Consider the following 14,060-nt stretch of genomic DNA (forward strand, 5'->3'; position numbering starts at 1 on the left):
GAGTGGCGGCCGCACGGTAGGCGGCCTTCGCCGCCGGTGGTAGCTCCCGGTCCCAGCGGCGCTGCCTGACCACGTCGTCGGCAAGTGACTGCCAACCCGAGTACGTGTTCGACGACGCCGGCACACCCTCGGGAACGGGCAGGTTGCCGATCCACGCGAATCCCGGCGGCACCGCGTGCCAGCCGCCGATCGACACGTGAGCACGGCGCCCGTCGTGGGCGTGATGGTCGAGCCTCAGCGGTTCGACGCCACGCAACTCGTCCAGACTCGGCCGCTCCATCGAGTGCCAGCGCAGCGCATATGCCGAGGTCACACGGCCGTCGACGCCGGTGACCTGACACGCCCCGAATCCGCCGTCGGACAACCTCATCACGGCGACGTCACCGGGTCGCACCGTCTGGTCGAGCACCCGGCGAAGCTACCCGACCGGGGCGACGGTGGTGCACCCCCGGCGCCACCGGCCAGTCGATGTGCGGACCCGTCCTGCGGGGCGATGATTCAGGGGCGGGCACGGCCCTGCCGGTCGCCGCCCCACGTGAGGAGTTGCTGTGGCGAAGTTCATGACCATCGGGTACGGCGACCAGGCGGGTTACGACCGGACCGACGCAGCCGTACGCGACGCGGCCCACGCGTATGACGCCCGACTGCGCCAGGACGGGATCGACATGGGCATCGCCGGCCGGCCCGTGCTGGTGCGGAACCACGATGCGGCCGGGGTGACCACGACGGACGGGCCTTTCATGGCTTCCGCGCTTCCCGTAGCCGGTTTCGCCATCATCGAAGCGGCCACGTTGGACGAGGCCATCGCCATCGCGTCGCGTACGCCTTGCGCCGTCGCGCACGGCGTGGTCGAGGTGTGGCCGTTGCAGGAGGCGTCGTAGGCGTCGACCAGGCCCGCCCGCTCATCGGCGTGAGCCGACGTCGCCGGCCCGCGAAGCGGACTCTACCGAGAGCTGGCCGACGAAGAGCCCGACGCTTTCCTCACGCTCTCGCCGCCGTCGAGGCGCTCCGGAACGACAGTGGCCGGGCGCGCGCACTGCGGCAGGTCCGGACGGCCGCTGTGCCGGCTCGGTGCGCGCGGAGACGGTCTCCGGGCAAACCAGGAGCCAGGCAACCGGTCCGGAGCCCCAACCCGCTGCTCAGGGACTGGCGACTCCGGCGGTGAGTCGCGACCTCGCCGTGCAGGAAGGCGCCCGGCCGCCCGGGAGCCGTCACCCGGATGGTGACGTGACCCGGACCAGCAGCTCGGCGAGGTGGACGGCGCGGACCGTGGAACGGCGCCGGCGCAGACCGGTCCGTAGCTGCCGCAGGCAGCCGGGGTTGACGGTGACCACGTAGTCGACACCGGCCGCTTCGATCTCGTCGATCTTGGCGGCCAGGATGCGGCGCGACTCCCGGGGCCGCAACAGGGAGTACGTGCCGGCCGCGCCACAGCAGGTCGCGGCCGAGGGCAACTCCACGTAGTGGGCGACCGACCGCAGCAGGGCCCGGGGTTCGGCGTACACGCCCAGCCCGTTGCGCAGGTGGCAGGAGTCCTGCAGGGTCACCCGTGCCCGCCGGCCGTCGACCCGCAGCTCGCCGGCCGGCGCCCGTCCCGTGAGCCACTGCGACAGCTCGCGTACCCGGTCCCGCCCCAGCACGGCGGCGAGGTGGGCGGCGCACCCGCCGGAGGTGGTGACGATGGTGCCGGGCAGCTCCGCGCCGAGCCGGTGCGCCATCCGCTCCCCGCCGGCCAGGTCGCCGTTGTGCGCGTGCAGGGCGCCGCAGCAGCCCTGCGCGGCGGGCGCGGTCAGGGCCGGGTCGAGGACCTGGGCCGCCCGGCTGACCGCAGGGAAGAGGCCGCGTTCGAAGCAGCCCAGCAGGAGCTGCACACCCGCCGCACGGGGAGCACCGTCCGCTGACGGAGCGGAGGTCGGCACCTCGGCCGAAGGGGACGCACCGGCGGCGGCCCGGCGGAGCAGGCCGAGCAGGCGCAGCAGCCGGCGGCGCTCGGCGACCAGCATCAGCAGGCGGGCCGGCACCGGTCGGCGCCGACCCCGCCACTGGTGGACGCGCCACTGTTCCAGCAGGCTGCCGTACTCCACCCCGGCCGGACAGACCGGCTCGCAGGCCCGGCAACCCAGGCAGGACGACGCCTGCTCCGCCAGGGTCGCGTCGTCGGGCGGGAGCACCCCGTCCTGCAACGCGCGCATCAGCGTGATCCGGCCCCGGGGTGAGGACGCCTCGTCACCGGTCAGCGCGTAGGTGGGGCAGGCCGGCAGGCAGAAACCGCAGGAGATGCAGCGGGACAGCTGCTCGGGGTGAAAGACGTCACCGGTCATGAGCCCAGCTTTCCGGGGTTGAGGATGCCGGCCGGGTCGAAGGCGGCCTTGATCCGGCGCAGCAGGGCCAGGTGGTCGGCACCGAGCCGCGCGCCAAGGAACGGCAGCTTCGCCGCACCCACCCCGTGCTCGCCGGTGATGGTGCCGCCGAGGTCGAGGGCGGCGGCGAAGATGTCGGCGAAGGCCGCTTCGGCCCGACGCACCTCGTCGGTGTCCTCGGTGGAGTCGAGCACGCAGGTCGGGTGCAGGTTGCCGTCGCCGGCGTGGCCGAAGGTGGCGATCCGCACGTCGTGGCGGGCGGCGATCGCCTCGATCCGGTCCACCATGTCGGCGATGCGCGGGCGGGGCACGGTGGCGTCCTCCAGGATGGTCACCCCGCCCCGGCGGGACAGCGCCGGCAGCGTGCAGCGGCGGGCGGCGAGCAGCGCCTCGGCCTGGGCCACCGCGCGGGCGGTGGTGACCTCGATCGCTCCGGCGTCGACACAGGCCGTGCCGATCCGGTCCAGGTGCCGAGCGACGAGGTCCGGCGGTCCGTCGTCGCCGAACAGCAGCAGCCCGCCGGCGTCGGCGCGCAGCCCGAGGTGGGCGAAGTCCTCGACGGCGTCGATGCAGGCTCGGTCGAGGAACTCCAGGGTCGCTGGCAGGACACCGGCGCGGATGACCGCGGCGACGGCCGCGCCGGCGTCGGCGAGGGTACGGAAGTAGGCCACGCCGGTGTTGCCGGACTCGGGCGCGGGCAGCAACGCCACGGTCGCTTCGGTGAGCACCGCGAGGGTGCCCTCGGAACCGGTGAGCAGCCGGGTCAGGTCGTAGCCGGCCACGTCCTTCCACAGCCGGCCGCCGGTGCGGATCACCTCGCCGGTGGGCAGCACCGCCTCCAGCCCGAGGACGTGGTTGCGGGTCACCCCGTACTTCAGGCCGCGCAGCCCGCCGGCGCAGGTGGCGATGGTGCCGCCGACGGTGGCGACCGTCCGGCTGCCCGGGTCGGGCGCCCAGAGCAGGCCGCGCGCGGCGGCGGCGTCGGCGAGCGCGGCGGCGGTGACGCCGGGTTGCACCCGGGCCAGCAGCTCGTCCGCGCTGACCTCCAGGATCCGGTCGAGCCGGGTGAGCACCAGCACGACGCCACCGCGCAGCGGCACGGTCGCCGCGCAGAGGTTGGAGCCGGCGCCGCGGGGCACCACCGGGACCCGGTGCCGGGTCGCCCAGGCGAGCACCGCGGCCACCTCGGCGGTGTCGGCCGGGAACACGACGGCATCCGGGGCATGGGTGAACAGCGGGGTGGCGTCCCGGGAGTACGCCACCAGGTCACCGTCGGCGTCGTGCACCCGGGGCGCGCCGACGATGCCGCGCAGCTCGGCGAGGAGCGGGACGGAGAGGGTCACGGCTGGTCCTTCGAGGACCGGCCCCCGTCCGGACGGGCCGGACGGGGGCCGGGCGCGGGTCAGAGACCGACGACCGACCGGTCGGCGATCAGGATGGGCGAGTCGTACAGCGGCACCCCGGTGAAGGTGTACGAGCTGCCGTTGACCGACCAGTTGCCGGCGGGGATGTCGAACACCGCGCCGGTGCGCACGTCGACGTAGACCGGGTCGGCGAAGTTGCCGGCGCCGAACGTCACCGTGACCGGGGTGCGGGTGTTGTCGTCGCCGGGGGTGGCGCCGTTGAACCACAGCGCCACCGCCTGCCGGCCGGTGCCGGCCTTGCGGAACGCCTGCACGGCGACGGCGTCGGTGGTGTCGTCGGTGACGGCGTACCCGATGATCGGGGTCATCGTCGCGTCGACGAGCGCGGCGACGTTCTGGATGGCGTAGTACGACGGCTTGGCGTACCGGACCTTCTTGTCGGAGCCGGTGCGCACCAGGCCCTTGGAGTTCACCTTGGACGGGTAGTTGAGGTCGGCGATGCTGAACACGCTGGTGCTGATGTCCCGGCCGAGGTCGGCCAGGGTGCGGCGGAGCATCCACTTGGCCTGGGCCAGCTCGGTCCAGCTCAGCTCGCCGAGGGCGCCGAAGCTGTCCGGCCGGCTGGGCGCGCCGTTCTCCCCCTGCCGCAGGACGATGCCGGTGGAGAACTGGTCCACCGTCTGCCGCAGCAGCCGCACCTGCTCGTAGGAGGCGTCCGGGTTGGCGTTGTACGGGTGGTAGGTGACGCCGTTCACCAGACCGAGCTTGCCCAGGTCCCGGATCCGGGTGAGGACCGTGTCCGCGTACGAGCGCTCGACCCCGGCCAGGGTGCAGCAGAAGATCACCGCGCCCGGCTGCACGGCCCGGATCCGGGTGGCGGTGCGGATGAAGAAGTCGGCGTAGACGATCGGGTCCACTCCGCCGAGGTTGGGCTCGTTCCAGATCTCCCACTCGGTGACCCGGTCGGCGTAGCGGGCGGCCAACGCGCTGACCCAGGCGTCCCAGGCGGCCAGGGCCTCGGCCGAGCTGGGCACCTGCCCGCCCAGGCCGGCGCCACCGCCGCCGGCGTAGACGGGGTTGCCGTAGGAGGTCTGCAACCACGGCCGCACCCCGCGCGAGACGGAGTCGTCGACGATGGCGTCCAGCCAGGCCCAGTCGTAGCTGCCCTTGACCTTCTCCGTCTTGGCCCAGCCGGCCTGGAAGCGGGCCCGGGTCGCGCCCAGCGGCCCGAGGTAGCCCTTGTACGACTGGTAGTCGGTGTAGTCGCGGTCCAGGGTCTCCGCGCCGACGATCAGTTTGGAGGTGCCGATCTGGCCGGCGCTGCGGGGCGCGACCGTGCCGATCTGCGGCCAGCTCACCGGGTTCGGCTCGAACCGGGTCCGCACGTCGTCCACCCAGGCCGTGCCGGTGTCGGGGCCGGAGATCCCCACCTGCACCGTGGCCAGGCTGGTGCTCGGCACCCGGAACGCCAGGTTGGTGGCGCGGCGCTGGCCGTCGACCCAGACGCTGGCGGTGGCGGTGCCCGGCCGGGCCACGATCCGCACGTCGTACCAGCGGTTGGCGGTGTAGGCGCCGAGGTCGACGCGGGTGGCGCCGTTGTAGGTGTAGAGGCGGCCGGAGCCGTCGAGGGCGACGGTGACGGTGTGCCCGGCCGGGCCGTCGAGGTGCAGGCCGACCACGGCCGTGGTCTGCGCGGCGCGCAGCCGGGCGTTGGCCACCACGGTCGCCGTGGTGGCGCCGTACGACCGGGTGGCGCTGGTCCCGGCGGTGGTGGAGGTGTCGGTGAGGCGCAGGCTGCGGTCGACGGTGCCGGGCACGTCGGCGGCGACGGCGGTGCCGCCACCGGCGGTGGTCCAGCCGGCCGGGACGGCGCCGACGGCGGTGGTGTCGAAGGTGTCGTTGAGGTCGGCCGCGAAGGCGGGGCTGGCCGGCACCGTGACGGTGGCGCCGACCAGCGCGGTGATCAGGACGAGGTGCAACGGTGTGCGTCGGAACACGGTGGTACCTCCGGGAGGGGACGGACTCGGACGGTGGTACGGGTGTTGCCGGGCGGAGCTACCGGGCCACCCCCGCGGCGGTCCGCGGAAGGGCCGGTGGATGGATGCTCACCGCGCGTCGCCGAGGGCGGCGCGGCTCTCGTCGTACGCCCGCAGGGTGTGCTCGTCGGGCGGGTAGGTGCCGCGCAGCGGCGCGCCCGCCGCGACCCGCCGCTGCAGGAACGCCTCCAGCTCCTCCTGCTCGCGGGCCGGCTGGGCGATCACCGGCACCAGGTGCCGAGGTACGCAGACCACCCCGTCGGGGTCACCGACCAGCACGTCGCCCGGGTAGACCGGCACGCCGGCGCAGCCGATCGGCACCTGGAGGTCGACGGCGTGGTGCTGGGCCAGGTTGGTCATCGCGGCCGGACCGGCGGCGAAGACCGGCAGCCGCAGGTCCCCGATGCCCTCCACGTCGCGCAGGGTGCCGTCGGTGACGATGCCCGACGCGCCGCGCGCGGCCAGCCGGGTGAGCAGGATGTGCCCGGCGGAGGCGGCGCGACCCTGGCCCCGACAGTCCATCACCAGCACCTGGCCGGGTTGCACCGACTCGACGGCGAGGCGCTGCGGATGGTCGTAGTCGGCGAAGACGTCGAGGGTGTCGATGTCCTCGCGCGCCGGGATGTAGCGCAGCGTGAACGCCTCGCCGACCATCCGGGGCTCGTGTCGGCTCAGACCGCGAAGCCCGGCCAGGTAGGTGTTGCGCAGCCCGAGCTTGAACAGCTGGGTGGTGAGGGTGGCGGTGCTGGCCTCGGCGAGCGCGGCGAGGTCGGCCGGGTCGAGCGGGGCGAGGAGCTGGTCGGTCATGTCTGCTGGCCTTCGGGTCCGGAGGTGTCGAGGACCGGGTCGGTCCCCGGGGGTCGCGCCTGGACGGAGAGCCCACCGTCCACGGTGAGCACCTGCCCGGTGATGTAGTCGGCGTCGGTGCTGGCGAGGAACGAGACGACGGCGGCCACGTCGGCGCCGGTGCCGACCCGGCCGAGCGGCACCGGGGCGGCCCGGGCCGCCTTCGCCGTGTCGTCGAGGGCGGCGAAGCGGTCGTTGGCGATCGCCCCGGGGGCGATGGCGTTGACCCGGATGCCACGCGGGGCGAGTTCCAGGGCGATGGCCCGGGTGGCCGCCTCCACCGCGCCCTTGGTGGCGTCGTAGGCCACCGCGTTGCGGTGCGCCCGGGTGGCGCCGATCGAGGAGATGTTCACCACGGCGGCACCGGCGACCATCACCCGCGCGGCGGCCACCGTGCAGAGGAACAGTCCCCGCGCGTTGACCGCGAAGCTGCGGTCCCAGTCGGCCGGGTCCAGCTCCAGCAGCGGGCCCCGGCCCAGCATGGTCGCGGCGGCGTTGTTCACCAGCACGTCGAGCCGGCCGAACCGGTCGACGACGGCGGCGACCATGGCGTCCACCGCGGCGGCGTCGGCCACGTCGGCGGGCACCGCGAGGGCCGGACCGGGTAGCCCGGCCACCGCCTCGGCCAGCTCGGCGGCGTCCGGGCCGTTGACCGCGACGGCGGCGCCGTCGGCGGCGAGCCGCCGGCAGATGTCCAGTCCGATGTTGCGTCCGCCGCCGGTGACCAGCGCGACCCTGCCGGCGAGCCGGCTCACCGGGATGCCCCGGCGGGTAGTGCCGGACGGGTTCCGTTCGACGGCCCGGTGGGGGCCCGGTCGACCACCGTGGCCGCGTCGGTGCCGGCCCAGCTCAGCGGGCCGGCACTGGCGGCGACCCGGGCCGGGTCGAGCACCATGCCCAGCCCCGGACCGGCCGGCACCCGCAGCTTCCCGCCCGAGTAGGTGACCGGTTCGCGGACCACGTCGCGGGTGTAGAGCAGCGGACCCACCGGGTCGCTGGGCAGCGACACCGACGGCATCGCCATCGCCACGTGCGCGGCGGCGGCCGTGCCGACGGACAGCTCCTGGGTGGTGCCGACCAGGCAGGACTTCCCGGCTGCCTCGGCGATGGCGAAGATCCGCCGGGCCGGGGTGATGCCGCCGATGGCGATGACGCTGACGTTGAACACGTCCACCGCGTCGGCGGCCACCAGGTCCAGTGCCCAGCGGAAGCCGTAGACGTGCTCGCTGACCGGCACCGGGAGCCGGTCCCGGGCATGCGCCAGGCCCTTCACGTCGTGGTGCGGCGCGGGCGACTCGACGAGGTCGAAGCCGACGTCGGCGACCCGGTCGACGAACCGGCAGGCGGCGCGCGGGTCGAGCAGGTTGGAGAAGTCCAACGACTTGATCGTGATCGCGTCGCCGTGCTCGTCCCGCACCGACCGCAGGAACCGTTCGTCGAGGTCGAGGCGTCGCCCGACGTACACCCGGAAGTGGTCGAAACCCTCGGCCACCCGCCGGGCGACCATGGCCAGGTTGCGGGCCACGTCGTCGTCGCGCTGCTGCCGGAAGATCGGGTACGCGATCGGCACCGCGTCCCGAACCGCCCCGCCGAGCAGGTCCACCACCCGGACGCCGAGGTGCTTGGCGGCCAGGTCCCACATCGCGATGTCCACGCCGCACTTGATGGTGCGGCTCTTGTCGTAGATGTAGCCGGCCTGCGGGAAACTCTGCTCCAGCCGCCGTTCCACCTCGGTGATCTGCAGCGGCTCCAGACCGACCAGCAGCTCGTTGAGGGTGCCTTCCAGGTCGGCCACGTCGACGTGGTAGCGGGGCAGGTGCTGGAAGTCCGACATCTCCCCCACCCCGACCAGTCCGTCGGCGTCGGTGAGCAGCTCGACCAGCACGTGGCCGCAGGTGATGCTGCCGTGCCGTGGGGTGTTGACCGAGGTCAGCCGGACCCGGGTTATCTGGACCACGCTGCCGTCCTTCCGGTGCGGGCCTGGGCGGGGTGGCCGGGGGCCATCTCCAGCAGCAGGCGGGTGTACTCGTGGGTGGGCCGGTCGTAGATCCGCTCGGCGGGGCCCTGCTCGACGATCCGGCCGTGGCGCATCACCGCGATGTCGTGCGCGACGGACCGGACCACCGCCAGGTCGTGGGTGATGAACAGGTACGCCAGGTCGTGCTCGCGTTGCAGGTCGGCCAGGAGGTTGAGCACCTGGGCCTGGATCGAGACGTCCAGCGCACTGACCGCCTCGTCGCAGACGATCAGGCGGGGTCGGGGGCCGAGCGCCCGGGCGACGGCGATGCGCTGGCGTTGGCCGCCGGAGAAGGCCGCCGGGTGCCGGTCCAGCGCGGCGGCGTCCAGGCCGACCTGGTCCAGCAGCCGCGCCAGCTCGGCGCGGGAGTCGTCCAGCCCGTGCACGCGCAGCGGCTCGGCCAGGATCTGACCCACGGTCATCCGCGGATCCAGGCTGGCGTACGGGTTCTGGAACACCACCTGCACCTCGCGCTGAAGCCGGCGCAGTTCGCCGCGGCCGGGGCGGGTGACGTCGATGCCGGCGTAGCGCACCGTGCCACCGGTGGGGCGTTCCAGCCGCAGCAGGGTACGGGTGAGGCTGGTCTTGCCCGAGCCGGACTCGCCCACCAGCGCCAGCGTGCGGCCCGGGTGCAGGCGCAGGCTCACCCCGTCCACCGCCCGCACGTGGTCGACCACCCGGCGCAGCGCCCCGCGCCGCACGGGGTAGTGCAGCGCCACGTCGTCGAACTCGGCCACCGGCGGCCCGTCCGGCGTCGTGGCCGGGTCGGCGTCCGGCGCGGTGATCTCCACCGGCGCCGGGCCGGTCACCGGGTTCAGACAGGCGGCGAGCTGGTCCGGCGCGTGTGGCTCCAGCGCCGGCCGCCGCTCGTGGCAGATGTCCAGCACCACCGGGCAGCGCGGCGCGAACGCGCACCCCGGCGGCAGTTCGCGGAGGTCCGGTGGCTGCCCGCCGATCGCGGCGAGCCGCTGCCGGGCCGGGGCGTCCAGGCGGGGGGTGGCCGCCAGCAACGCCCGGGTGTACGGCATCCGCGGGTCGCCGAGCACCTGGGCGGTCGGGCCGGTCTCCACCACCCGGCCGGCGTACATCACCGCGACCCGGTCGGCGTGGGTGGCGACCGTGCCCAGGTCGTGGGTGATCAGGATCAACCCCATGCCGAGGTCGCGGCGCAGGCTGTCGAGCGTCTCCAGGATCTCGGCCTGGACCGCCACGTCCAACGCGGTGGTCGGCTCGTCGGCGATGAGCAGTTTCGGCCCCGTCGCCAGGGCCAGCGCGATGGCGGCCCGTTGACGCATCCCGCCGGAGAGCTGGTGCGGGTACTGGGCCAGCCGGGTGCGCGGATCGGGCAGCCGGGCCAGCTCCAGCGCCGCCACCGCCCGCTCCCGGGCGGCGGCGCGGCTGACCGGCTCGTGGGCGCGTACCGCGTCGGCGATCTGGGTGCCGAGGGTGAGCAGCGGGTTGAGCGCGGCGCTCGGGTCCTGGAACACCATCGCCACGTCCCGGCCGCGCACCGCCCGCCAGCCCCGCGCGTCCAGTCCGGTCAGCTCGGTGCCGGCCAGCCGGATCCCGCCGGTGGTGCGGCAGGCCGGCGGCCGGGGGGTGAGCCCGAGCACGCTGAGCGCGGTGACGGTCTTGCCGGAGCCGGACTCCCCGACCACGGCGAGGGTTTCCCCGGCGTCGACGTGCAGGTCGACGCCCGCGACGGCGTGCACCGGCCGTTGCGGTGCGCCGAACGTGACGGTGAGGTGCTCGATGTCGAGCAGCCGCATGGCGGTCACCCTTCTCAGGAGGCGAGTTCGGCTTCGTCGAGACGCCACTGGCCGTCGACGTTGAGCACGATCCCGCTGAGCTTGGCGCTGTGGATCAGCGGCGACTTCGGCTGGTGCAGGAAGATCCAGTAGTTCTCGCCGACGATCCGCCGCTGCACGTCCACGTACGCCTGCCGGCGCACCGCCCGGTCGTCGCTGCCGACCGCCTTCTCCAGCAACCCGTCCAGCGTGGTGTCGGTCAGTCCGGACCAGTTGTTGGAGCCCTTGCTGGCGAAGTACGGGTCGAACGACAGCGACGGGTCCAGCCGGGGGATGTCGATGACCAGCAGGGTGGCGTCGAAGTCCTGCTTGCGCATCCGGTCGAGCTGGGTCTGCGCCTCCAGCACCTCCACCTTGGGCGCGAAGCCGGCGGCGGTGAGCTGCGACTGGAGCAGCTCGGCGATGGTCGGGTCGGGTGCCCGGCGCCGGGCGACCACGGTGATCGGCACCGGGGTGCCGCCGAGGGCGGCCTTGGCCTTGGCCGGGTCGAACGGGGGCGGGGTGATCGACGGGTCGTAGAACCAGTCCTTGCTGGTGGCGAACGACGGGGCCAGGTCGAACTCGCCGCCGGCGGCGGCCTTGCCCACGCCGGTCCGGTCGACGGCCATGGCGAACGCCTCGCGAACCTTCGGATCGTCGAACGGAGCCCGGGTGACGTTGAGCGCCACGTAGTAGGAACGCCGGACGCCGATGTCGTCGAGCACGATCTGCCGGTTCCCGGCGAGCTGCTTGAACTCCTCCGGCGGCAGCGCCCGGACGAGCTGCACGCCCCCGGTGGTCACCTCGGCGCGCAACACCTTGGTGTCGGTGACGAAGCGGAACACCACCTGGTCCAGGCGGGGCAGCGCGCCACCGTCGGCGGCCCTGCGCCAGTACGCGGTGTTGCGCTTGCCGCTGAGCTGCACCTTGGAGCGCCAGGCGTCGAACACGAACGGGCCGGTGCCGACCGGCTTGCGGCCGTAGTCACCGGCCTTGACGGCGGTCGGCGAGGCCATCATGCCGGGCTCGTGGGCGAGCTGGACCAGCAGCAGCGGGTCGGCGGCCCTGAGGGTCAGTTTCAGCGTGCGCGGGTCGACCGCGTCGGCGGCGGCGAGCTTCTTCAGGGCGCCGGCCTTGGTGGACTTGGTGGCCGGGTCGATGACGCGGCGCAGGTTGAACGCGGCGGCCTCGGCGTCGAACGGGGTGCCGTCGTGGAAGCGCACCCCCTCGCGCAGGGTGAAGGTGACGGTGGTGCCGTCGACGGTCCACTTCTCGGCCAGCGCGGGCACGAACGAGCCGTCGCGCTCCTGGCGCAGCAGGGTGTCGTAGAAGAGGTTGAGCACGCTGCGGTCGGAGGAGATCGCGCTGCTCAGCGCCGGGTCCAGGGTGGTGGGTTCGTTGTCGAAGCCGACGGTGAGGGTGCCGCCACGCTTGCCGCCGCCGCGCTCGCCGGTGTCGCCGCAGGCGGTCAGGCCGACCGCGGTGAGGGTGGCGACCGCGCCGCCGAGCAGGGCGCGGCGGCTGAGCAGGGCAGGGGGCATCGAGGAAGGTGTGGCCATGACAGGGATCCCTTCCGGGAGGGGGATGTGGTGGTGGGGGGTGTGGTGCGGTTACCGGCCCGGGTCGAGGTCGGGCCGGTGGGCGTCGAGCGCGTCGCGCAACGCGTCGGCGAGGAGGTTGAACGCGGCGATGGTGAGCAGGATCGCCAGGCCGGGGAAGACGCTCAACGACCAACTGGCGTCGAGGTGGTCGGTGCCGGCGGCGACCATGGCGCCCCAGCTTGCCTGGGGTGGCTGCACACCGAGGCCGAGGAAGCTGAGCGACGCCTCGGCGATGATGGCGGTGGAGGCCTGCAACGCGGCGAAGACGCCGAGGGTGCCGGCCAGGTGCGGCAGCAGGTGCCGGCGCAGCAGCGCCCAGGTGGGCACGCCGACGATGTGGGCGGCGGAGACCCATTCCCGGGTCCGCAGTGACAGCACCTCGCCGCGGACCACCCGGGCGAACCGGGGGGTGGTGACCACGGCGATGGCGATCAACGCGTTGCGCAGCCCGGGGCCGAGCGCCGCGACGACGGTGAGGGCCAGGACCAGCAGCGGGAACGCGAGCAGCCCGTCCACGGCGCGCATGAGCAGCGCGTCGAGCCAGCCGCCGCGGTAACCGGCGAAGAGCCCGAGCAGGGTGCCCAGCACCAGTGCCGCGCCGACGGCGACGGTGGCGACCACGACGGTCACGCCGGCGCCGTCGACGATCCGGGCGAGCACGTCGCGGCCCAGTTCGTCGGTGCCCAGCGGGTGGGCGGCCCCGGGTCCGCTGAGCAGCCGGTCGGTGTCGGTGGCCCGGCTGCGGGTGTCCAGCAGAGGACTCGCGGCGGCGGCGAGGGTCACGGCCGCGAGCACCGGCAGGGCGAACCGGGCCCGCCGGTCCCGCAGCAGCCGGCTGAGCACGGGCCGGCGCGGTTCGCGGGTGGTGGCGGTGGTGGTGTCGGTGGCCATGAGGACCCTCCTCTCAGTAGGTGATGCGCGGGTCGAGCCACGCGTAGACCAGGTCGGTGACCAGGTTGACCAGCAGGACGAAGGTGACCACGACGAGCACCGCGCCCTGCACCACCGGCAGGTCCCGGCTGAAGATGCCGTTGACGATCAGGGTGCCCATGCCGGGCAGGGTGAAGATGGTCTCGGTGACCACCGTGGCGCTCATCAGGGCGCCGATCTGCAACGCGGTGACCGTCACCACGGGCACCATGGCGTTGCGCAGCGCGTAGACGGTGACGATGCGGCGGCGGCGCAACCCGGTCGCCTCGGCGGTGCGGATGTAGTCCTCGCCGAGCGCGGCGAGCAACGAGCCGCGGGTCTGCCGGAGCACCACGGCGACCACGGTGGAGCCCACGGTGACGGCGGGCAGCACCATCCGGACCAGGTTGCCGACCGGGTCCTCGGTGAACGCCACGTACCCGGACGGAGGCACCAGCCGCAGCCAGATCGCGAAGACCCCGATGAGCAGCGCGGCCAGGTAGAAGTGTGGGGTGGACAGGGCCAGCACCCCGAGGCCGGTGAGCGCGCTGTCGGTGGCGGTGCGCCGGCGGACCGCCGCGAGCACACCGGCCGGGATGCCGATCGCCACGGCGAGCAGCAGCGCGATGAGGCCCAGCTCGACGGTGGCCGGCAACCGGTCGACGATCACCGAGGCGACCGGCTCGTCGGTCAGCCAGGACCGGCCCAGGTCGCCGGTGAGGACCCCGCCGATCCAGTCCAGGAACTGCTGCCACAGTGGCGCGTCCAGACCCAGGTCGGCACGGAGCGCGGCCCGGTCGGCGGCGCTGGCCTCCTGGCCGAGGATCTCGGCGGTGGGATCGCCGGGCAGCAGCCGCAGCAGCAGGAACAGCACCACCGAGACGATGAACAGCACGGGGATCAACTGCGCGATCCGGCGGACCAGGTATCCGATCATGTCGTGGGCACCTCCTCCCGGTCCGGCGCGGCCCGGCGCAGCCAGGCGAGCCGGTCGGCCGGCATCAGGTCGTAGGCGTAGAGCGCGAACGCGTCGGCCCCGGCGCACACCGCGACGTCGTACGCGGCGGCGAGGTGGTCGCGCTGCGGCTCGGTGGCGGCGGCGCCGTTCCAGGCGGCGGTCAGCTCGCCGGTGTGCGGCCG

12 protein-coding genes are annotated in these 14,060 nt (G+C 74.0%); 1 reads left to right on the plus strand and 11 read right to left on the minus strand.

Annotation, left to right across the window (positions count from 1 at the left end):
* Nucleotides 1-548 precede the first annotated feature (548 nt).
* The gene (locus tag HUW36_RS04230) at nt 549-881 is read left to right on the plus strand and encodes a YciI family protein (protein ID WP_174526890.1); all 333 of its coding nucleotides are present in this window, start codon (nt 549-551) and stop codon (nt 879-881) included.
* 330 nt (nt 882-1,211) lie between these two features.
* Here HUW36_RS04230 and HUW36_RS04235 read toward each other — a convergent pair whose 3' ends face one another.
* The 11 genes from HUW36_RS04235 to HUW36_RS04285 form a co-directional block, all read right to left on the minus strand.
* Nucleotides 1,212-2,321: a (Fe-S)-binding protein gene (locus tag HUW36_RS04235; RefSeq protein WP_174526891.1), complete on the minus strand. Its 1,110-nt coding sequence runs from the start codon at nt 2,319-2,321 to the stop codon at nt 1,212-1,214.
* Nucleotides 2,318-3,703 (minus strand): FAD-binding oxidoreductase, encoded by a 1,386-nt coding sequence (locus HUW36_RS04240; protein WP_174526892.1) that lies wholly within the window; start codon nt 3,701-3,703, stop codon nt 2,318-2,320. The genes HUW36_RS04235 and HUW36_RS04240 overlap by 4 nt, the downstream gene beginning before the upstream one ends.
* A gap of 59 nt (nt 3,704-3,762) precedes the next feature.
* Nucleotides 3,763-5,721 carry a hypothetical protein gene (locus HUW36_RS04245; protein ID WP_174526893.1) on the minus strand — a complete coding sequence of 653 codons (1,959 nt, stop codon included), beginning with the start codon at nt 5,719-5,721 and terminating at the stop codon, nt 3,763-3,765.
* Nucleotides 5,722-5,829: 108 nt separating this feature from the next.
* Nucleotides 5,830-6,567 (minus strand): ribonuclease activity regulator RraA, encoded by a 738-nt coding sequence (locus tag HUW36_RS04250; protein WP_174526894.1) that lies wholly within the window; start codon nt 6,565-6,567, stop codon nt 5,830-5,832.
* Entirely contained in the window at nt 6,564-7,361 is a 798-nt protein-coding gene (locus HUW36_RS04255; RefSeq protein ID WP_217428770.1) for an SDR family NAD(P)-dependent oxidoreductase, read from the minus strand. The genes HUW36_RS04250 and HUW36_RS04255 overlap by 4 nt, the downstream gene beginning before the upstream one ends.
* Nucleotides 7,358-8,563, minus strand: coding sequence for a mandelate racemase/muconate lactonizing enzyme family protein (locus HUW36_RS04260; RefSeq protein WP_174526895.1), 1,206 nt, complete (start codon nt 8,561-8,563; stop codon nt 7,358-7,360). Before HUW36_RS04260 ends, HUW36_RS04255 begins: the two co-directional genes overlap by 4 nt.
* The gene (locus HUW36_RS04265) at nt 8,551-10,392 is read right to left on the minus strand and encodes an ABC transporter ATP-binding protein (protein WP_174526896.1); all 1,842 of its coding nucleotides are present in this window, start codon (nt 10,390-10,392) and stop codon (nt 8,551-8,553) included. The genes HUW36_RS04260 and HUW36_RS04265 overlap by 13 nt, the downstream gene beginning before the upstream one ends.
* 14 nt (nt 10,393-10,406) lie before the next feature.
* On the minus strand, nt 10,407-11,969 hold the full coding sequence (locus tag HUW36_RS04270; protein WP_174526897.1) for an ABC transporter substrate-binding protein: 1,563 nt from the start codon (nt 11,967-11,969) through the stop codon (nt 10,407-10,409).
* Between the two features lie 51 nt (nt 11,970-12,020).
* On the minus strand, nt 12,021-12,902 hold the full coding sequence (locus tag HUW36_RS04275; RefSeq protein ID WP_174526898.1) for an ABC transporter permease: 882 nt from the start codon (nt 12,900-12,902) through the stop codon (nt 12,021-12,023).
* Between the two features lie 13 nt (nt 12,903-12,915).
* Complete coding sequence (locus HUW36_RS04280) at nt 12,916-13,857, minus strand: ABC transporter permease (protein ID WP_174526899.1); 942 nt, start codon at nt 13,855-13,857, stop codon at nt 12,916-12,918.
* Nucleotides 13,854-14,060, minus strand: a 207-nt coding sequence (locus tag HUW36_RS04285) for a hypothetical protein (RefSeq protein WP_174526900.1), incomplete at its 5' end; no start/stop codon positions are given. The genes HUW36_RS04280 and HUW36_RS04285, both read right to left, overlap by 4 nt.

It is taken from the genome of Micromonospora maritima (assembly GCF_902825405.1).
Lineage (GTDB): Bacteria > Actinomycetota > Actinomycetes > Mycobacteriales > Micromonosporaceae > Micromonospora > Micromonospora maritima.